Genomic DNA, 20,529 nt, shown 5'->3' with positions numbered 1-20,529 from the left:
ATGAAACAAGCATTGTTTGACTTAACCGGACGAGTCGCACTAGTAACAGGGGCAAGCCGAGGCATAGGCGAGGCTATTGCCAAGCTATTAGCCGCTCATGGTGCAAGAGTCATTGTGTCTAGTCGTAAATTAGACGGCTGCGAAGCCGTTGCCGAGGCTATTCGCCAACAAGGTGGTGATGCGCACGCTATGGCCTGTCATGTTGGCGAAATGGCACAAATTGAACAGACCTTTGCCGATATTAAATTAAAATATGGACGCTTAGATATTTTAGTAAATAACGCTGCGGCCAATCCGTATTTTGGGCATATTTTAGATACAGACTTGGCGGCATACGATAAAACAGTAGACGTGAATATTCGTGGTTACTTTTTTATGTCTACCGCTGCCGGAAAAATGATGAAAAAGCAGGGTGGTGGCGTGATATTAAATACCGCCTCGGTTAACGGTATATCCCCAGGAATGGGACAAGGGATCTATTCCATTACTAAAGCTGCGGTAATCAATATGACCAAAGCCTTTGCAAAAGAATGTGGCCCGCTGAATATTCGAGTCAATGCATTGTTGCCTGGTTTAACCGAAACCAAGTTTGCCTCAGCCTTAACCAGTAACGACAAAATTTTAAAAACCGCACTTATGCAAATTCCATTAGGTCGAACTGCGCAACCAGAAGAAATGGCCGGTACAGTATTGTATTTAGTATCCGATGCATCAAGTTATACAACAGGCACAACAGTAGTGGTTGATGGCGGTTATTTAAGTTAACCATCTTGTAAATAGAGCACTGAATAACCTGTTTTAGTGCTCCTTTTTTTACATGAGAATCTTTGCTGAGAATAAATTGGAAAAATCGTTTGGTTGCGGGAGCAGGATTAGAATCTTCGACTTTCGCAGATTATAAGAGCGAGCCTTAGGGCGAATACTTTTTATATTTGTTCAGAGATTTTAGAAAAATCGGTTGGTTGCGGGAGCAGGATTTGAACTTACGGCTTTCGCAGATTATAAGAGCGAGCCTTAGGGCGAATGTTTTTTATATTTGTTCAGAAATTTTAGAGAAATCGGTTGGTTGTGGGAGCAGGATTTGAACCTACGACCTTCGCAGATTACAAGAGCGAGCCTAGGGCGAATATTTTTTATATTTGTTCAGAGATTTTAGAAAAATCGGTTGGTTGCGGGAGCAGGATTTGAACCTACGACCTTCGGGTTATGAGCCCGACGAGCTACCAGACTGCTCCATCCCGCGTCCGATTCGAGGCGCAAGATACCTACTATCTATACAGTTAGCAAGCAAAGATCGCTAAAAAGCCATAGACTGCAGATAAAAGCAGCAAAGCGACTAACACCTGAGCTGTTATATTTTTATCTATGCCATCCATACATTCATTAATTAGTACTCTGAAATAGGCATAGTCTTAGTTACTATTTACAAGTTATTACACATGTTTTTACTTTAATATTTTGCCAAAGCTAGGGGTTTTGCGTTCTAATATGTTTAGAATTTTTTACTAAGTTTAAGGCTTCTCTTAATGTTTAAATTGAATAATAAAAATTTAATGCTAGTGAGCATTAGTGCTATTTTTATTTCTTGTTCTGCCACCCAAACTGCTAATCAAGCTCCAGCCAAAGTGCTAGAGCCCGCCATAAGCATGGCTACTCTAAGCAATCAAGATAAAACAAATGTCACTCAAGGGTTAACCTTAGAACAAATTATGGCCGATCCAGATTGGATAGGTCGTCAACCAATGTCTGCTTATTGGGCTGACGATGGTTCGAGGGTTTTTTATCAGCAAAAGCGCGAAGGGTCACCCGTTAAAGATTTATGGACTAAGCCATTAGATCAAGCAGGCAATGGCGAGCAAGTTGCACTTGAGCAACTTCACCTGCATGCCTATGAGAAACGTGTGTTAAATAACCGCAAAGATAAGGCCGCTTGGGTATTTGAAGGTAATATCTTTGTTAAAGATCTAAGCACAAATAAAGTTAAGCAACTGACTAAAGACAACAGACAGCCGCATAACTTAAAGTTTTTACTGGATGGCCGCATTAGTTTTCAAAGCGGTGATGCCTTGTATGCCATACACCCCGAACAAGGTATGTATGAGCAACTTGCTAGTTGGAAATTTGCAGAGCAACCCAAAGCTGTTGATGAACCAAAAGACTACATAGCCGAGCAACAACAAAATTTGATCCAAGTTGTAGCATTAAAACGCCAACAAAAAGCCCAGCAATTTAACCATGCTAAACAAATTCAAGCTAAAAACCCAAGTGTTGCGCCTAACGAGTTTTATTTTCCTAAAGGGCACGAAACCGTAGCAGTAAGTTTATCGCCAAACGGCAAATGGTTAGTGCTTGCAGAAAAAGCAGAGCGAGCAAGCCGTGATGATAGTGACATCATGCCTAATTACATAAACGAAGATGGGCGAATTTCAGCCGAGAAAGTACGTCAACGTGTAGCCGATGCTAAACCGGTAAAACACAACCTTTGGTTAGTTAACCTAGAACAGCAAACTCAAGAGTCATTAAGTTACAATAGCTTACCTGGCTATAACGAGGATGTATTACAAGCTGTTAAACGAGAAAACGCCGAGCTAAAAGGTGAAAAATATCAGGTAAATCGTTTACCACGTGATATTCATTTAATGAGTGATTGGTATTGGTCGCAAAACTCTATTGTGTGGCATAACCAAGGTGAGCAAGTAGCAATTATGCTGGAAGCTTGGGATAACAAAGACAGATGGATAGCCACAGTTGATATCCAAGATGCCAAGTTAGTCTCACAGCACCGTTTACATGATGACGCTTGGGTAAACTATAAATTTAATAGTTTTGGCTGGTTACAGCAAACCCAAGAATTATATTACTTGTCGGAACAAAGTGGTTATTCTCACTTGTATGTTAAACCGCTTAATGGCGCAGAGCGTGCTATTACTCAAGGTCAGTTTGAGGTAAACGAGTTAACCTTAAGTGCCGACGAACAACAGATGTATTTCAAAGCCAATAAAAAGCACCCTGGCATTTACGAAATTTATCGTGTGGATCTTAAAACTAACCGAATAGAAGCCTTAACTGAGCTTAATGGCATGACCGACTATCAGTTAAGTCCAGATGAGACTCTTTTATTGCTAACCCATTCAACCTTAGTTCAACCTCCAGAATTGTTTGTGCAAACAATTGGCGAAAATGAAGCTAAACAAATCACTTATACCGTCAGCCCTGAATTTTTAGCCATTGACTGGCAAGCGCCTGATATTGTGCCAATTAAGTCTAGTTTTGCTAGTCAGCCAATTTTTTCACGTGTGTATTCACCTAGCCCTGAACTTGGCGCTGGTAAAAGAAAAGCCGTGGTGTTTAATCATGGGGCAGGGTATTTACAAAATTCTCATTTAGGCTGGTCTGGCTACTTCCGTGAATTTATGTTTCACAACTTTTTGGTGCAACAAGGTTATGTAGTATTAGACATGGATTACCGCGCATCAGCAGGCTATGGCCGCGATTGGCGTACTGCTATTTATCGTCAAATGGGTACGCCTGAAGTGCAAGACCTAAAAGATGGGGTAAATTGGTTAGTTGAAAACCTTGATGTAGATGCTGCAAAAGTTGGTACTTATGGCGGCTCGTATGGAGGCTTTTTAACCTTTATGTCAATGTTTAATGCGCCTGATTTGTTTAAAGCGGGAGCCGCCCTTAGACCAGTAAGTGATTGGGCACATTATAATCATGGTTATACTTCAAATATTCTTAATACCCCCGAGGTTGATCCTATTGCCTATGAGCGCAGTTCGCCGATTTATTTTGCTGAAGGCTTAGAAAATCCCTTGTTGATGAATGCACCTATGGTGGATAACAATGTGTTTTTTGTCGATGTAGTGCGTTTAGTTCAACGTTTAATCGAGTTAGAAAAGCAAGACTTTGAAACCGCGATTTATCCAGTAGAAGCCCATGGTTTTGTGCAACCTAGCTCTTGGCTAGACGAGTACCGCAGGATCTATAAATTATTCGAAACGAATTTGTAAAATAAACTAAGTCCTAAAAAAACGCCAATCTTAACAATTGGCGTTTTTTTTTGCGCTGACATCTACTCTAGGGTTAGGTTTGTGAAAAGGCACTAAACACTTGTTCGCCAGTCATCATTTTAGTTTGATTAGCAAAGGTATAATAATCGGGTTTTTCTTCGATAAATATTTGGGTGGTAAAGGTTAAACCTTGCTCTATATCAAATAGTGCCACTGGCATAATGTATTGTTGGTTTTGTTTGAGTCGATAAAATAAATGAGTACCACAATGACTGCAAAAACCACGCTCAGCCCATTCTGATGACTCATATACTTTAATAAAGGTGGAGTCTGTAAAGCTAACCTGAGTTTTACAGTCTAAGGCTAACAAAGGTCCGCCCGACCATTTTCGGCAAGTTGAGCAATGGCAAGCATCCACATGTAGGGTCACGTCTTTAGCGGTAATATTAACTTTCTTACACAAACAACTGCCATAAACTGTTTTAGTTTCTGCCATTTTTTTCTCCTTTTAAACGGGTAAAAACCATGCATACAATTATTATACTAGTGCCAGTAATTGCGCCATATAAATGCGCATCTATGGCGACATTTGCCTCTATTAGCTCAGCCACATCCTGACTCGCACCAAATATTTGTTCGTGTATCACTTTAGCCCACACAACAATTAAAATTAGCCAGCCAGAACGTAATTTATGTTTAATATCATAATAGGCGCCCATAATAAAAAGACCATGCAATGCTCCAGAAAGCCCCACGTAATGCACTAGGTTAGGAGCAAAAATTAGTAGCCCAGTAGCCGTACCTAAGGTTAAAGCCAACCATATTGCAATATAACCTTTTAACGAATAATACTGGCCATGTAAGGCCCACAATAATACTAGTCCAAGCAAATTAAGGGTTAAGTGTGTGGTGTTAGTATGTAAAAAATGACCAGTAATTAAACGCCACCATTGGCCGTTTGTTATCCAATGACTTTGGTAAGCAAACAACTCACTACTTAATGGTTCAGTTAAGGCTAGTAATAAACTAAAGAGAAGAATTGTAACTGGGCCAATTAAGGAGTAACTGGGTTTAAAGGTTTTAAGCATAGGATTAAAGGATTGTACAAACATTTGGCTATGTTACCTAAATTTTTAGACTAAAGTGTTAACTAATTTGCCGCGAGTATCTAAACAATCTAAGTCGATCCTTGGTATATTAGTTAACAGATTGGTTTAAAATATTAGCTACATAATTTATGTAGTAATTCATTCCTAAGGCTTAGAATAATTGTGCGATTAAATTTATTGTTGGTGGTTTTAATCTTAAGTGTTTCCTCATTATTTTTTAGCGAGGCCAAACCTCCTAGAGAAGATAGAGAGCCTGAAGCTGCCACAGGCATGCAAACCAAAACCGCCTTTAAAGCTAAAGAGTATATGGTGGTTGCCGCTAATCCCTATGCATCTTGGGCGGGAAATAATATTTTAGAAAAAGGCGGCAGTGCCATAGATGCGGCAGTAGCTGTACAGGCCATGTTAACCTTAGTTGAGCCTCAATCTTCTGGCATTGGCGGCGGTGGGTTTATTTTGTATTGGGACAATAAAAACAAAAAACTGCATGCCTTTGATGGGCGAGAAACTGCACCTTCTGATATTAACATCGATCATTTTATTAAAGACGGTAAACCTATTAAATGGATAGATGCTGTTGTAGGTGGACGCTCAGTTGGCGTACCAGGCGCTTTAAAAGCACTAGACTTAGCGCATCAAGAGTTTGGCCAACTAGCCTGGTCTAAATTATTTAACGACAGTATTCAATTATCCGCGCGCGGCTTTAAGGTTTCGCATCGTTTAGCCACTTTGTTAGCCAAACGGATCCATCCAGGTTTAAACCAATTTCGTACATCATCTGTATATTTTTATCCTGGTGGTCAGCCATTAAAAGCTGGCACCTTAAAGCAAAACCCAGCTTTAGCGAATACCTTGGGGATGATTGCGCGAAACGGGGTAGAGAATTTTTATCAGGGGGATATTGCAAAAAATATCGAAAAAGCGGTGCAATTTTCCATCATAAATCCAGGTTCGTTAACCAAACAAGATATTCAAGATTATAAAGCCATAAAACGCTCAGCAGTTTGTGGTGGTTATTTAACTTATCAGGTGTGCGGCATGCCACCACCTAGTTCGGGCGGAATAAATGTTTTACAAATATTACGCACCTTAGAGGCCTACAAAATTGAACAATATGCCATAGACTCAGTAACAGCTAATCATCTGTTTACTCAAGCCTCGCGCTTAGCCTATGCCGATAGGGAAATGTTTATCGCTGACAGTGATTTTAGCCCTTTGCCTTTTAGTGCCATGATCAGCAAAAGTTATTTAAGAAGCCGAGCTAGACGAATTGATCTTAAACAGGATATGGGTAGGGTGTTGGCCGGCAAACCCTTTCCTAGTGTTAATTTAGCCAAAAATAACGCCTATGAGCTGCCCAATACCAGCCACTTTACTATTGTAGATAAAGAAGGCAATGCTGTGTCTATGACCACTAGTATCGAATTTGCGTTTGGCTCAGGCTTAATGGTGGATGGGTTTTTATTAAATAACCAGTTAACCGACTTTTCTTTTGTGCCTTATCAACAATCTCGTGCAGTGTTAAATCGTATTGAGCCTAATAAACGTCCACGTAGTGCCATGAGTCCGACTATGGTATTTAAAGACGGCGAGTTGGTATTAGCACTAGGGTCGCCAGGCGGCAGTCGTATAGTGAGTTATGTTGCACAAACCATACTTGGGGTTTTAAATTGGGGCTTAGATATTCAACAAGCCATTAATCTACCTAAAATAACCAACAGAAACGATTACACTGCCTTAGAAAAAGGCACCAGTATAGAAGCCCTTAAACCCCAATTAGAGCAAATGGGGCATAAGGTGCAGATCCGAGATTTAAACAGCGGATTACATGGAATTCAAATTACTAAAGATGGCCTAATAGGTGGGGCCGATCCTAGAAGAGAAGGGGTAGCAGTGGGCTTGTAGTTTAGTCAAAACTGACTTCATCTACTCGCCACTCGTCATCCATTTTTACCAATCTAACGACTCGCATATCTTTTAAGATATCGCCGTCTAATTCGCCTTCAAAAAATAGCGCGATTTTGGCTTTTTTAGCAAATTCATTGCGCCCCGCGCTGCGGGTACTAGGTTGGATGGCAACTTTATCAAATCGCATGTTTAATACATGCTTTTGTACCCCTTTATTAGTGTGATAAGAGCGTAACAATCTTTGCATTTTAGGGGTACTAAGTTTGAGTGCGCCGTCTATGTTTGGACTGTGATAAATTTGATTAAAAAACTCAATGGCAGCGAACTCAGGAATGCCGTCGTCTAACATGCCAAATTTCCCGCCACCTTGTTTAGGTTTAGTGGGTTCACATGCACTGATTAACAGTGTAATTAAAATCAAATAAGCTAAATGAACAATAGAAACGCGCTGCATAATTAACTGCCTTAAACTTTTATTGTTTATATCTTACTGCATTTTAGCCAATAAAAAAGGGAAGCCATGCTTCCCTTGGGGTCAATACTCATACCTTTTATAAAAGCATAAACTTATTATTGAACGTTTTCAGCTTCTGAAAACTCACCAGCAAATAGTGGACTACTTAAATAACGCTCAGAGGCACTGGCTAAAATTACCACAATATTTTTGTTAGCGTTTTCTGGCTTTTCAGCCCAACGCTTAGCCGCTACTACCGCAGCACCAGAAGAAATACCGGCCAAAATGCCTTCTTCTTTCATTAGTCTGTGGCACATCTGCATGCACTCTTCGTTAGTGACTTGCTCTACAGCATCAACTAAATCTAGATCTAAGTTGCCTGGAATAAAACCTGCACCTATACCTTGAATTTTATGTGGCCCTGGAGTTAAGTCTTGTCCTGCTTTAGCTTGGGAAATGACAGGTGAATCGGTAGGCTCTACTGCAACTGTGGTAATAGCTTTGCCTTGGGTCTTTTTAATATAACGACTTACCCCAGAAATGGTACCACCTGTACCAACACCAGCTACAAAAATATCAATTTTGCCATCGGTATCTGTCCAGATTTCTGGTCCAGTGGTTTTTTCGTGAATTTCAGGGTTAGCTGGGTTTTCAAACTGGTGCATCGGAATATATTTTTTAGGATCTGATGCAATAATTTCTTCTGCCGCTGCAATTGCGCCTTTCATGCCTTTAGGGGCTTCGGTTAATACTAAGTTAGCGCCCATTGCTTTTAATAATTTTCTACGCTCTAAACTCATAGAGCTTGGCATAGTAAGAGTGATCTTATAACCACGAGAAGCAGCGACAAATGCTAGTGCAATACCAGTATTACCACTGGTGGCTTCAACAATTTCACATCCTGGTTTTAAAAGGCCTTTTTTCTCAGCGTCCCAAATCATGTTGGCACCAATGCGGCACTTAACACTAAAGCTTGGGTTTCTGGCTTCCATTTTGGCGTAAACATTGCCGCCTGTAACACGGTTAAGTTTAACCAGAGGCGTTTTGCCAATAGATAATGAGTTGTCGTCGTAAACTTGCATACTTTGTTCCTTAATTAAGGTTTTCTTTTTTACAGTGTAAACCGCCCATGTTTTTCGTCAAACTAAATCACCCAACATAAGCGCACATAAATATTATTGATTCATAAAGGTGAGTAAACTGTTTTATGATAACGCTAATATTAAGACCATAAAGCAAAAATCAACGTGCCGTTTTGCTATATCTTATGGTTAATAAGTTGTTAATACAGTTTGAGGTTTTACATGTCGTTTAAAGGAACAGAAAATTATATCGCCAGTCACGAGTTACAGTTAGCCGTGAACGCCGCTATTACCTTAGAAAAGCCCTTGTTAATAAAAGGTGAGCCTGGCACAGGAAAAACCATGTTGGCCGAAGAATTAGCCAAAAGCTTAGATGCCAACTTAATTCAGTGGCATATAAAATCTACTACTAAGGCCCAACAAGGCTTATACGAATATGATGCAGTGTCGCGTTTACGCGATTCTCAATTGGGTGATGAAAAGGTTCATGATATTGCAAATTACATAGTTAAAGGCAAGTTATGGCAGGCCTTTGAAGCAGAAAAGCGCACTATATTGCTGATTGACGAAATAGATAAAGCAGACATTGAGTTTCCTAATGACTTGTTACTTGAGTTAGACAAAATGGAGTTTTTTGTATACGAAACTCAAGAGTTAGTTAAGGCTAAACAAAGACCAATAGTAATTATTACGTCAAACAATGAAAAAGAGTTACCCGATGCTTTTTTGCGCCGTTGTTTTTTCCATTATATTCAATTTCCTGATGCAGAAGAAATGCGCCAAATAGTTAATGTGCATTTTCCAAACATTAAGAAGACTCTGTTAAATCAAGCCTTACAGAGCTTTTTTGGTTTGCGTGATGTGCCAGGTTTACGTAAAAAACCTAGTACCTCAGAGCTGATTGATTGGTTAAAACTGTTAGTAGCCGAAGATATTCCGCCTGAAGTGTTACAAAACAAAGACGGTAAACAGAGCATTCCTCCTTTGTATGGGGCATTACTTAAAAACGAGCAAGATATCCACTTGTTTGAAAAACTGGTCTTTATGGCGCGCCGTTAATGTTAATAGATTTCTTTTTTAAACTTCGAGAATACCGTTTACCGGTAAGTTTGCGTGAGTTACTCGATTTATTAAATGCGTTAGAAAAAGGCGTGATATTTGCCAGTGTTGAAGACTTCTACTATCTAGCCAAAATGATCATGGTAAAAGACGAAAGCCAGTTTGATCAGTTTGATCGGGCTTTTGCTGATTATTTTGAAGGGGTTCAAAGCATTGATTTGTTTGGTAAAGACATTCCAGATGATTGGTTAAATAATGCCTTAGAGCGGCATTTTAGTGAAGAAGAAAAAGCCCAAATTAAAGCCCTAGGTGGGCTTGAAGAGTTAATGAAAACCTTAAAAGAACGCTTAGCTGAGCAAGAAAAACGTCATCAGCGGGGCAGTAAATGGATAGGCACGGGCGGTACTTCTCCTTTTGGTGCCCATGGTTATCACCCTAATGGAGTACGTATTGGTCAAGAAGGCAATAGAAACTTTTCTGCAGCTAAAGTATGGGACAAGCGCGAGTTTAAAAACTTAGCGGGCGATGTGGAGTTAGGTACCAGAAATATCAAAGTTGCTTTGCGTAAGTTGCGTAAGTTTGCCCGAACCGGGGCCTCTGAAGAATTAGATATGCCGAATACCATTGGGGCCACGGCAAAAAATGCCGGACTTTTAGATATTCATATGGTGCAAGAGCGTCACAATGCGGTTAAGGTGCTGATGTTCTTTGATGTGGGGGGCTCTATGGACGCCCATATTCAAGAGTGTGAAGAATTATTTTCTGCTGTGCACAGTGAGTTTAAATATTTAGAGTATTTTTATTTTCATAACTGTGTGTACGAAGGGGTTTGGAAAGACAATAAAAGGCGTGATAGAGAAGTTGTACCTATTGGCAATGTTATTCATAAATATGGCAGCGACTACAAACTGATTTTTGTTGGTGATGCAACCATGGGCCCCTATGAAATAACCTACCCAGGTGGCAGTGTAGAGCATTGGAATGAAGAAGCCGGGGCAGTGTGGATGCAGCGTTTACTCAATCATTTTGATCAGGCCATTTGGCTAAATCCACAGCCAGCTTCGAATTGGCGGTATTATGCCTCAATAAATATCATGCGCGAGCTAATGTCACAACGCATGTTTGCTCTGACATTAGATGGTATAAGTGAAGGTATTAAATGCCTTAGTAAAAGAAATGGATGACAATTCACTTGGACAATCAATTAATAGAACACTCACAAAAAGCAGTAGAACCCCTTAAGCTTAACGCCAAAGAAACCCGCCTAATTGTTACTCCTTATGCGTTTTTTGTGGCTGATGAGTTATTAGGCACGCCTTTAGCGCGGCCTTTTCGTCGAGCTTTGGCTCTGTGTATAGATTTGTTTTTTATTTTATTGCTGACTCAGGTAAATAGTGCAGTACTTGCAGCTTTGATGGCTTGGGCTTTTTTTAGGGCGGGCAACCGGTTAAAAACCAAAAAGCGCTTTAACTTTGTACGTATTATCTTGCGTTTATTAGTGGCCTTGCTGCTCTTTGTTGTGGCCAAGGAGGTGGTAGAGGAAGTGTGGCTACATGATCAAACTTTATCTTCTATGGTGAGTGAGCAACCCAGCACCCCTAGTTTGCCTGAGCTTACTGATGTAGAAGAATTTGAAGGTGAAAAGGCTTTTTCGTTGGTTGAGTGGTTCGACAATTTAGTAACAGAGATGGGCTTAGGGTTTGGCTGGGCGACTTTTTACTTTAGTGTCTTTACCGCTTGGTGGAAAGGCCAAACCCCGGGTAAAAAGTTACTAGGAATTAAAGTGATAAAACTAGACAATCAACCCTTAAATCTATGGGAAAGTTTTGGCCGCTATGGGGGCTATGCCGCGGGTATAGCAACGGGCTTAAGTGGTTTTTTACAAATTTATTGGGATCCCAATAGGCAAGCGATTCAAGACAAAATCTCTGCTACCTTAGTGATAGATCTACGCAAGCCTAAAGTTGAGTTTAATCAGCATACTACTGGTGAATTAGATGGCTAACCGTATTAGTCAACTGTTAGCTCATTGGCATAAGTCTAAAGATACTCAACTCTGGGTGTTGGCTACTATTATTGAAACCGACGGTTCTTCTTATCGCAAACCTGGGGCCATGATGTTGATCAATGATCTGGGTCAATATTTTGGCTTATTAAGTGGCGGCTGTTTAGAGTCAGATATTATGCGCCAAGCCAGACGTTGTTGGGATGACCAGCAAAATCGCATAGTAAAATATGACATGCGTGAAGAAGAAGACCTAGCATGGCAGCTAGGGATTGGCTGTGGTGGCATGGTGCGAATTTTATTGCAGCCGGTTAATCAACAAAATCAGTATTTGTTTTTAGATAAGGTAAGTCAGGCCTTAAATCAAAGGCAGTCTGTGTGCTATCAACAGCAAATTGATGAAGCCCAACCATCTAATAGTTGGCAAGTTGTAAATAAGCCAGAGGGCATTGAGCCTCGAATAACCACCACACAAAGTACTTCGCATTTTATTCAAAACCTGACCCCATCACCTTTAATAGCAGTGTTTGGAGCAGGGGTGGATGCTAAACCAGTGGTGGCTATAGCGGCAGAGTTAGGATGGCAAGTATTGCTGTTAGACCCTCGAATGGGTTACGCCAAACCTCAATACTTTAGCGCGGCCAGTGAAATTGTTCGTACACCTTTTGAACAACTCACTCAGGCTAAATGGTTAGCGCAAGTAGATGCCTGTTTTATTTTAACTCACAACATAAAGCTAGATGCACAGGCGCTGAATTTAGTGCAACAAAGTTCGGCTAAATACGTTGGCTTGTTAGGTCCTCAACATAGAACCCAAAGAGTATTAGATCTCGCTGGATTAACCCAATCTAACATGGTTAAACCTTTGGCTAATCCTATGGGGTTAAGATTAGGCGGCGAATTACCTGAGTCTATTGCCTTATCTATGTTATCTGAAGCGCATGCGCGACTCGAAAATGCCGATGGGTTATCGATAAGTGGAATAATTTAACTATGCAGTTAACCTTATTGCTATTAGCTGCGGGCAACAGCCAGCGTTTTAACGGCATTAAACAGTTAGCCGACATAAATGGCCAACCTATGATTTGCCATAGCCTGGCCACATATCGTTTCGAAGGTAATTGGCTAACTGGCATAGATGATGGAGTCGTTGTATTAGGGGCGAATGCTCAAAAAATTAAAGCTATTTTGCCGCAGAGTGTAAATACTTATTTGGTTACAGAGTGGCATAAAGGGATGGGCGAAAGTTTAGCTCAAGCTATACAAAACTTGTCTGAAGATACTACTCATGTATTAGTCGCTTTAGCTGATCAAGTAGCTTTAAGTAAAGAGGATATTCAACAATTTATTAATGTTGCTCAGCAAAATCCAATTAAAATAATTTCTGCCAAATACCAAAACCAGTTAGGTGCACCTTGTATTTTCCCTAGGCATTATTTTGGGGAATTGAGTCAACTAACTGGCGCCAAAGGTGCTAAATCTATCATTCAGGATAATTTAACTCAGGTCTATCCAATAGAAACCCCTACAGCAGCTGTTGATATTGATTCACGCCAAGACCTACTAAATTTATAACATATTCTTTTTGCTACATTTTTAAAGTTACTAATGTAAAAAAGAGAAAAAAAGAATATCTCCCGAAGGTTAATTTTAATCTTAATAGTTAATTTTACTGTGCGTGTTCAATTAACTAATGGAGATAAATAATATGAAAAACGCACTTACACATATCACCACATACTTAATTTTTACGGCTAGTTTGTTTGTTAGTCAAACCATGGCGAATACCTACGTAGGCGTTAATTATGCCAAGAGCGATACTGTTGGCTACACAGATTGCCCATGTCCACCTGACTTTGAGTTAAAAGCAGTGAAAATTGATGTAGATACTCCATCGATAGTTTTTACCTTAGGTTATCAATTTGACAATGGGGTGTTTGTTGAAGGTAGACATGGAAGAGGAAATAAAAAGTCAGGCAGTACTGTAAGTATGGCTTCAGGTTTTAGTTTTCCTGGAATAGATGTCAAATTAGATCACTTTACTTATGCAGGAGTGGGGTTCGAGTTTATGCGTGACAGGGCTTTGTCGCCTTATATTAGTGCAGGAAAGATGTTCAACTGGATTTTAATTGGTTATGACCCTGCAACTGGTACTAAAGTGAATGACGATCATTATCAAAGTTTAGCTTATGGGGCAGGGGTGAATTGGGACTTGTCAGAAAACTGGCTTGTAAATCTTGATTATCAAAACTATTCCAGAGGAAAATTTGGGGATAGTAGAGGTCTGGATTTTGAAACCCTATCAGTTGGTGTTAGGTATCAATTCTAATTTGCAAGTGAACTAAGGGGAAGTGTCTCTTGTATAGCTAGAATTTCCTCTTGTACAGTGTTTTGGGTTGCTGCATGAACAGCAACCCATTCTTGCCACCTAGGATCTTGATGCATAGAAGTTAAAAATGGGTCATCTTCACTAGGATGATAATGGGCAAAAAAATTGGCTAAATGCTGACTTGCTTGCATTGTTTTTGTTAATTCAAATGCTTGGTCAACCTGATCGTTTAACGCTAAACCAGCCAATACCCATCTATGTCCTCTTCCATATTCAGCTAGATAATTTTGCATTTCCTCTATTAAATTGTTCAAGTCTTGTTTATAAGCAAGGGTTTGGTCTTTATATTTTAGCCAGTGGTATCGATAAAGGCGTTTGTGCCAACTGTTTCCTTGGGTTGCTTTGGCGAAATAGTCTTGTAGTTTTATAGAAAGGTCTGCAAGCTCTTGTTGACTTATCGCCCATAAAATAGCGGTTTGGGTTAGTACTGGGTTGAGAGAAGACAATTCCACATTCTCAAGTAACGCTACTATTTGTGTTGAATTACCTTGAATGGCCATTTTCAAAATCGCAAACTCAGTTACTAATACAGGTGCATATTGAAGTGCAATATCCATTGTTTGCAGTGCTTGATCATATAGCTTGGACGCCACCATAGAATTGATTAGGTTAGCCCAACAGTCCATGAGTTGAGGTTGTTTAGCGACACAATGGTAACTATGAAAGTACAGTTTAGGCATATCTTTTAAGCGGAAGTAACCTGAACTGGCTAAAAAGTACCCGTCTGATGAATCTGGAAATTGCTCGACGATTCTTTCTGCTATTTCAACGATTTTATTGGGATGTTGCCAATAGTCATAGGCCGCTAATTCAGTTTGAATCCCTGAATTGTAAGGGTCAAATTTTACCGCTCTTTTTAAAAGCTCTATGCCATGGGCTTTGTTTTTAGCTGCATAGCGTGAATAAAATTGTAATATACGACTGTCGTTAGGCGATTCTTGTAAGGCTTTTTCGAACCATATTCGCGCTTTTTCATGGCTTGTGTTTTTGCGAGCTATGGCTTTAGGGCTATAAAGTAGCGCCCTTGCTAGGTAATAGTCTGCTGACTTGATACCTTTTGCTTCGACTTCGTTTAGTATGCCCTCGGCTTTTAAAAACCCGCGTTCTTCATCAATTTGCCCCCAATTTAGTTGAGCAATAATTGCCATAGCTAAGCCTATTTTTGCTGGGAGGAATTCTGGGTATTCTTGAAGCACAGTTTTAAAATAATCTTCGCCTTTTTGTAGGTTGTCTGGACCAAAATTAGCTATAGCTTCAACGCCTAATAAATAGGTTTCGTATAAATCATTAGTAATATCTTGGCTTTGTGGCAATAAGGTTTGCCCAACTAACTTTCGAACTTGCGCTGCAATTTGTTCCTGGATTTTAATTAGACCTTTGTTTTCTGAATCAAAGGTTTTTGACCAAAGGTGAAACCCTGATTTAGTTTCAATTAATTGAGCCGTTATTCGGTAGCCTTTTTCCGTAAGCCTAATGCTGCCTTCAATAATATGGCTTACCGATAGCTTTTCTCCAATTTCAGTTGCAGGAATAGGGGAGTCTTTGAAATAAAAGGAACTGGTACGCGAAGCTACAGATATATTGGCGTAACCAGCTAGTTGGTGAGTGATTTCTTCAACTAATCCGTCTGCTAACAACCCGGCTTTGTCAGAATCAGTAAAGTTATTTAGGGGTAAAATGGCCACAGATACTTCGTCGTGAACTGTTGGTTTAGTTTGATAATGATAAATAGAAAAGATGAAACCAATCAAAACTACGATAATGCCAACCCATACTTTTATTGGTCGTTGTTTTGCCGTTTGCTTTATTTGTTTAGGACTTTCGAGAGGTGGATTGTCTTCAATGTTGTTGATTGGAGTAACTAAACAGTAGCCTGTTTTAGGGATGGTTTTAATCTCAACACTAGGTCCTAAAGCTTTGCGTAACTCAGACATGGTTCTTGATAAAGCTTCATCTGTACCGTATCTACCTGGCCAAAGTTCTTCTAAAATACGCTCTCTGGTGACTGGTTCACCCTGATGTGCTACTAACAAACACAACAATTGCATTTGTTTGGGTCTTAGTTGAATGTTAACTGATGAATTGTTAATTTCGTTGGTAAGTGGAGAGACTGTCCAAATGGCTAGTTTAAACTCGTTCATGGGTTAGCGATTATATTCCCTTTTAAAATGCTATTTGCACATCTGTTTTAACGATTTTATAACCGTTTTTTAACTATATTGACTGAAATTTAAATTAATTCAAGTGGGTTTGAGAGCAAATTTTATAAAGTTAATTCGTTCAATAAAGCATAAATTGACTAGCGCCTTAATTAACTCAATCAAGTAGGCAAGTGTTAAAAATGAAAATTAGACATCAAGAACATTCTGACCAAAACGATATTTTTGCTATTTATAGTGCAAGTTCAGTTACCGAAAACACCTCACAACTGCCTTATTTACATTCAGAGCATGTGGCTAGCTTATTTGATATAGAAAATGATTATGTGTTAGTGGCAGAAGTCGAGAATAAGGTTGTCGCTCAGGTGTGTTTATTGTTGAGTAAAAAGGTGCGCGACAAACATTGTGCGAGTTTAGCCATAGCAGTACATCCGGAATTTCAGGGAAAGGGTATTGGCCGATCCTTACTTAGCGAAGCACTGAATCAAGCCGACAACTGGCTAAATCTTATTAGAATTGAATTAGATGTGTTTGAAGATAATCAATCAGCCATTGGCTTATATGAGTCTTTAGGATTTGAAAAAGAAGGGGTCAAACGTTTTAGTTCGTTTAAACAAGGTCAGTATGCAAATTTAGTGTTTATGGCAAGGATTAAACCTGGTTTTGTAAACTTTAAACCCTAACTATTAATGGCTTAAACAAAAGTTTTGATAGGTGATTTCACTAACTACTTCTTAAACGCTGAAATGAACAATAATAGCTAGGTATATATTTAGCTGAGTGTAGCGACTTTCGAGGCTATGTATAATTCGTTCAAAGCAATCTAAAAAGGTCGGACATACCGATAAGGTAAATCCGACCACTAGTTGTTATTTTAGGTCTCCGTTGATATGCCCCATCACAAAGTCATAGGCAATTTCTCCAATTTTACGACCAATCTTTTGGCCAGATGGTACTGAATCAGGAAAGTGAACTCCGGCCCAGACTCTGGAATCACCACAATCGTTTGAAAAGTCTGTCCATGTATCAAAATACAACTCAGTATCTGCAGTAGGTGAAAAGCCAGGTTCGATCACAGAACTTCCTTGAGGGATAGGGATGGTCCAATTCAGATTATCACTGCCAAGATATTTTTGGGCTGCTACCGCATGGGCAGCACAGAAACTTGCTGATGCTGAAGGATACTCAGGATGGTCTGCAACTGGCATATAGCTTTTCCACTGGTTAGCCGGCATATCACTAACTGTGCCTTGACGAGGGCCGCCCCAACTCGTTACCTGCTTGTCTCCCCAAATATAACCAATAGCACTAAAGGGTCTAACAGCGTCATGTCGATATTTTTCTTGCCAGATTGCGATAGAAGTATCAAAAGCTGCAACGTTGACTAAAAAGTCAAAGTGCACAAAATCCACTAAATTTAGGTGATACAACTGTGCCGCTTGAACCGCAGAAAAACCTAAGCTCCTAAATTTATTATCAAAGAACTCGGCTTTCAGCTTTTGTTCTTCGGTTAGATTGGCCGAAAAGTCTAGTACTTGCTGAGCTTGTTCAACGTAACCCGACCAATTTTTGACATTACTGTTTACTGGTTTGGGTGCTCGAAATTTGCGCGGTTTTTTATAAGAGTAGGGGGTTACATGTTTTAATTGCGGAGTGACAAAGTGTTGAGCTTTGAACAGCCCAGTGCCAGAACTTACTAATGCAGGCTGCCAATTGCTAGGGTAGCGTAACAAAGTAGGCGAGTTTTTTGGTGAATAGCCCGTGTAATCTAGGTAAGGAATACCGTTGTACTTAGCTTCTTCACCATCTGCTGCAATGTTGCCCAACTGATTCATACCGTCATTTTGACGGTTAAATACCACATTTTTGCCTGCAACTATGCCTAGTCCTTCTGGTGTAGTGGTATCATTAGTGTCTAAGTCTGGATCTAGACCTAGATCTTGCAACATTGCACGCCATGTCTGCTTTCGCTGCGGTTGTAAGCTCAGCATTACGTGGTAACTTGCATACAAAATCGCAATGTTTTTTCCCCTGTTGCTAGTTTCAGTCAAGCGGTGATCAAATTGACTATAAATACCAATAGCGGTGGGATGATAAGGTGCGATGGCATCGAACCAGGCATTAGTAACTAATGTAGTATTGCGCAAAACCAAGGTTGCATCTCCGGCACCTGACGACACATCTTGTAAAATGACGGGAATGATGGTTGGAATAATGATTTGTGCAGGAGCATTCCCGTTATCAAAATCAAAGGAATGAACCTTTTTGCTAAAACTAGTTAATAGTAATAAGGTTAGAGTTGCCAGAAAACTGGCTTTGTTGAAGGTATTCATATTGCTTCCTTGTCGTTTAAATTTATCGATTTAGGAAACGTTAATAAAAGACTACCAGCATTATTTGCCGCGAATATATAGCGCTTCTAAGGCAAAAGTTTAGACCAAAATTTTTTATTTTGAGTAGTGGTAGGAGACACAGTTAAAATTCCTGCATGAAGGTTTATAAATAGGTCATTTATTACAATAGCTTTAACGTTCAAAATGTCTTGGCTAAAGCGTATGATAAGTTCACTGAGAAAGCAGTCGTTGCCCCCTCCCGTTTATCCCCCGTCATTCCTTCGGAGGAAGGAATCTTCTGCAACATCTGTGAAGTCGAAAAAGTATGTTATTTCCAGAGTTATAATGGATTAAAGCTCACTCCTATCATACTGATTTACAGAACTTAAGTTGCCTGTACGATAATTATTAGTGGGTTCCCTCCTCCGAGGGAATGACGTGTAATATCTTCAATATCTGCGCCGTCGGCGAGATGTAATATCTTAGATATTCTCTAAGAGCGCTTACTGCTACAAGCTCCAATGACGGAGTGACAAGTAAGAGTGTAAGCGACCGCAAATGACACCAAGCACAGATTCCCAATCGAGTTGGGAACGACGGTAATTGGCACTAATCAGTGCTCTCCAATCAAATTGTAAAAGCCAATTAACCGCACAATCTAAACACCTGCCACAGCCAATGGGTAACTACTTTCTTAAAGAAAACACCCATCACAGCAATTTCTGTGGTAATAAAATTTAAATATTTTGTTAAAGCAAAGCATTTAAAAGCAGTTTATCTACCCAATATCCTTTAAATGAAAACACAAAAACGGTTATACAAAAGCGTTTTTTATACCATTATGGTAGTGGCCATATTGTGGTGTATAAAGTCGGCTGAAATATTGTTTCAACTAAATCTTAGTTTTTTAGGGCTTGTGCCCCATGAGTTTTCTAGCTTATTGGCAGTTTTTACCGCGCCTTTAATTCACGGTTCGTTAAGTCATTTGTTTAACAATACCTTGGCCTTGTTGTTGCTGGGATCTTTTTTACATTATGGTTATGTAAATTCTTGGCTAAAAGTAGTTGGCTTAGTTTGGGTATTGTCTGGCTTAGGCGTTTGGTTGTTTGCCCGTGATGCCAACCATATTGGAGCCAGTGGTGTGACCCATGGCATGTTTTTCTTTTTGTTTGTGGTGAGCATTTTTCGGCGTGATAAAAGCTCTGTGGCCATTATGATGATAGCGTTTTTGTTGTATGGTGGTATGACAATGAGCATCTTACCAAGAGAGCCAGGTATTTCTTTTGAGTATCACTTTTTTGGGGCTGTTGCTGGCGTAATAGCGGCTATATTGTGGCGAAATAACGATCCTAAACCCATAGAAAAACGCTATGAGTGGGAAGATGACGAGCAGCTAGATGAGTTTGATGAGTATGATTGGGCTAACCAATCAGATTTAGAAGATGATGACGGCCCTAAATTGCACTAAAAGAGTTATATCATGCAGCAAAATTTACAATCTGATCCAAGCCAACCAGCCTTTACTTTTGTTATGCGCGTTAGGTACGGCGAATGTGATGCCCAGCAAGTGGTGTTTAATGCAAGATATGCCGATTATATAGATGTAGCCATGACTGAGTATTTTCGGGTAGCAGTAGGGGGATTTGGGCATTTGCTTGAGCAAGGGTTAGATAACCAAGTGGTGAGTTTGCATATTGATTGGAAAAGCTCGGCAATATTTGATGATGTAATCAGTTTACAAGTTACCCATTGCCGAGTAGGCACTACCTCTTATACCTTTGAAATTAACATAGCCCACTTAGAAACAAAACGTACAATAGCAAACGCAAGTATTACCTACGTGTTAATCAATACTGCAGATTATCAAAAAACAGCGGTACCTAATTGGTTAAGAGAAAAACTACTAACTAAGCCAAAGGTTTCTATTGTTGATCAATCTGGCAGCCATAATCTTAGCGCCACTTTAACCTGAGTTAGCCTATTGGCAGTAATTTGAATACGTATGCATTAAGTTGTTG

The 20,529-nt window shown here is 39.8% G+C and carries 18 protein-coding genes and 1 tRNA gene; 12 read left to right on the top strand and 7 right to left on the bottom strand.

Features of this window, described 5'->3' with window-relative positions; all coding sequences use genetic code 11:
- Positions 1-765: an SDR family oxidoreductase gene (locus ACVCDT_RS06385; protein WP_447131932.1), complete on the top strand. Its 765-nt coding sequence runs from the start codon at positions 1-3 to the stop codon at positions 763-765.
- A 401-nt stretch (positions 766-1,166) separates the two neighbouring features.
- Here ACVCDT_RS06385 and ACVCDT_RS06380 read toward each other — a convergent pair.
- Positions 1,167-1,243 (bottom strand) — tRNA-Met (locus tag ACVCDT_RS06380).
- A 283-nt stretch (positions 1,244-1,526) separates the two neighbouring features.
- On the opposite strand from ACVCDT_RS06380, the gene ACVCDT_RS06375 reads away from it, so the two are divergent.
- Positions 1,527-4,013 (top strand): S9 family peptidase, encoded by a 2,487-nt coding sequence (locus ACVCDT_RS06375; protein ID WP_447131931.1) that lies wholly within the window; start codon positions 1,527-1,529, stop codon positions 4,011-4,013.
- A gap of 73 nt (positions 4,014-4,086) precedes the next feature.
- Here ACVCDT_RS06375 and ACVCDT_RS06370 read toward each other — a convergent pair whose 3' ends face one another.
- Together ACVCDT_RS06370 and rrtA are read right to left on the bottom strand one after the other, a co-directional pair.
- Positions 4,087-4,509 carry a GFA family protein gene (locus tag ACVCDT_RS06370; RefSeq protein WP_447131930.1) on the bottom strand — a complete coding sequence of 141 codons (423 nt, stop codon included), beginning with the start codon at positions 4,507-4,509 and terminating at the stop codon, positions 4,087-4,089.
- Positions 4,496-5,125, bottom strand: a complete 630-nt coding sequence (gene rrtA / locus ACVCDT_RS06365; RefSeq protein WP_447131929.1) for a rhombosortase — start codon at positions 5,123-5,125, stop codon at positions 4,496-4,498. Before rrtA ends, ACVCDT_RS06370 begins: the two co-directional genes overlap by 14 nt.
- 153 nt (positions 5,126-5,278) lie before the next feature.
- Between rrtA and ggt the strand changes: the two genes are divergently transcribed.
- Positions 5,279-7,027, top strand: a complete 1,749-nt coding sequence (gene ggt, locus ACVCDT_RS06360; RefSeq protein ID WP_447132019.1) for a gamma-glutamyltransferase — start codon at positions 5,279-5,281, stop codon at positions 7,025-7,027.
- Position 7,028: 1 nt separating this feature from the next.
- On the opposite strand, the gene ACVCDT_RS06355 is transcribed toward ggt, so the two are convergent.
- A complete protein-coding gene (locus ACVCDT_RS06355; protein WP_447131928.1) occupies positions 7,029-7,484 on the bottom strand; it encodes a hypothetical protein in 456 nt (151 codons plus the stop codon).
- 116 nt (positions 7,485-7,600) lie between these two features.
- Positions 7,601-8,566: a cysteine synthase A gene (gene cysK / locus ACVCDT_RS06350; RefSeq protein ID WP_447131927.1), complete on the bottom strand. Its 966-nt coding sequence runs from the start codon at positions 8,564-8,566 to the stop codon at positions 7,601-7,603.
- Positions 8,567-8,788: 222 nt separating this feature from the next.
- On the opposite strand from cysK, the gene ACVCDT_RS06345 reads away from it, so the two are divergent.
- From ACVCDT_RS06345 to ACVCDT_RS06320, 6 genes are all read left to right on the top strand, one after another.
- Positions 8,789-9,625: an AAA family ATPase gene (locus ACVCDT_RS06345; protein WP_447131926.1), complete on the top strand. Its 837-nt coding sequence runs from the start codon at positions 8,789-8,791 to the stop codon at positions 9,623-9,625.
- Entirely contained in the window at positions 9,625-10,809 is a 1,185-nt protein-coding gene (locus tag ACVCDT_RS06340) for a vWA domain-containing protein (protein WP_447131925.1), read from the top strand. The genes ACVCDT_RS06345 and ACVCDT_RS06340 overlap by 1 nt, the downstream gene beginning before the upstream one ends.
- Positions 10,806-11,630, top strand: a complete 825-nt coding sequence (locus ACVCDT_RS06335; protein ID WP_447131924.1) for an RDD family protein — start codon at positions 10,806-10,808, stop codon at positions 11,628-11,630. Before ACVCDT_RS06340 ends, ACVCDT_RS06335 begins: the two co-directional genes overlap by 4 nt.
- The gene (locus ACVCDT_RS06330; protein ID WP_447131923.1) at positions 11,623-12,621 is read left to right on the top strand and encodes an XdhC family protein; all 999 of its coding nucleotides are present in this window, start codon (positions 11,623-11,625) and stop codon (positions 12,619-12,621) included. Before ACVCDT_RS06335 ends, ACVCDT_RS06330 begins: the two co-directional genes overlap by 8 nt.
- A 2-nt stretch (positions 12,622-12,623) precedes the next feature.
- Positions 12,624-13,205 (top strand): nucleotidyltransferase family protein, encoded by a 582-nt coding sequence (locus ACVCDT_RS06325; RefSeq protein ID WP_447131922.1) that lies wholly within the window; start codon positions 12,624-12,626, stop codon positions 13,203-13,205.
- A gap of 133 nt (positions 13,206-13,338) precedes the next feature.
- Positions 13,339-13,959 (top strand): outer membrane protein, encoded by a 621-nt coding sequence (locus ACVCDT_RS06320; protein WP_447131921.1) that lies wholly within the window; start codon positions 13,339-13,341, stop codon positions 13,957-13,959.
- On the opposite strand, the gene ACVCDT_RS06315 is transcribed toward ACVCDT_RS06320, so the two are convergent.
- On the bottom strand, positions 13,956-16,160 hold the full coding sequence (locus ACVCDT_RS06315; protein ID WP_447131920.1) for a winged helix-turn-helix domain-containing protein: 2,205 nt from the start codon (positions 16,158-16,160) through the stop codon (positions 13,956-13,958). The two genes, ACVCDT_RS06320 and ACVCDT_RS06315, sit on opposite strands and share 4 nt — an antisense overlap.
- Before the next feature lie 200 nt (positions 16,161-16,360).
- Between ACVCDT_RS06315 and ACVCDT_RS06310 the strand changes: the two genes are divergently transcribed.
- The gene (locus tag ACVCDT_RS06310; protein ID WP_447131919.1) at positions 16,361-16,861 is read left to right on the top strand and encodes a GNAT family N-acetyltransferase; all 501 of its coding nucleotides are present in this window, start codon (positions 16,361-16,363) and stop codon (positions 16,859-16,861) included.
- A gap of 186 nt (positions 16,862-17,047) precedes the next feature.
- Here the strand turns inward: ACVCDT_RS06310 and ACVCDT_RS06305 are convergent, their stop codons facing one another.
- Positions 17,048-18,511, bottom strand: a complete 1,464-nt coding sequence (locus ACVCDT_RS06305; protein WP_447131918.1) for a vanadium-dependent haloperoxidase — start codon at positions 18,509-18,511, stop codon at positions 17,048-17,050.
- Between the two features lie 796 nt (positions 18,512-19,307).
- On the opposite strand from ACVCDT_RS06305, the gene ACVCDT_RS06300 reads away from it, so the two are divergent.
- Positions 19,308-19,979 (top strand): rhomboid family intramembrane serine protease, encoded by a 672-nt coding sequence (locus ACVCDT_RS06300; protein ID WP_447131917.1) that lies wholly within the window; start codon positions 19,308-19,310, stop codon positions 19,977-19,979.
- A 12-nt stretch (positions 19,980-19,991) separates the two neighbouring features.
- Positions 19,992-20,483 carry an acyl-CoA thioesterase gene (locus ACVCDT_RS06295; RefSeq protein ID WP_447131916.1) on the top strand — a complete coding sequence of 164 codons (492 nt, stop codon included), beginning with the start codon at positions 19,992-19,994 and terminating at the stop codon, positions 20,481-20,483.
- The last annotated feature ends 46 nt before the right edge of the window (positions 20,484-20,529 follow it).

The sequence above is a fragment of the Paraglaciecola aestuariivivens genome, assembly GCF_052983255.1.
The sequence above is the reverse complement of the archived record's forward strand: the minus strand, read 5'-3'. Positions and strand labels throughout refer to the sequence as shown.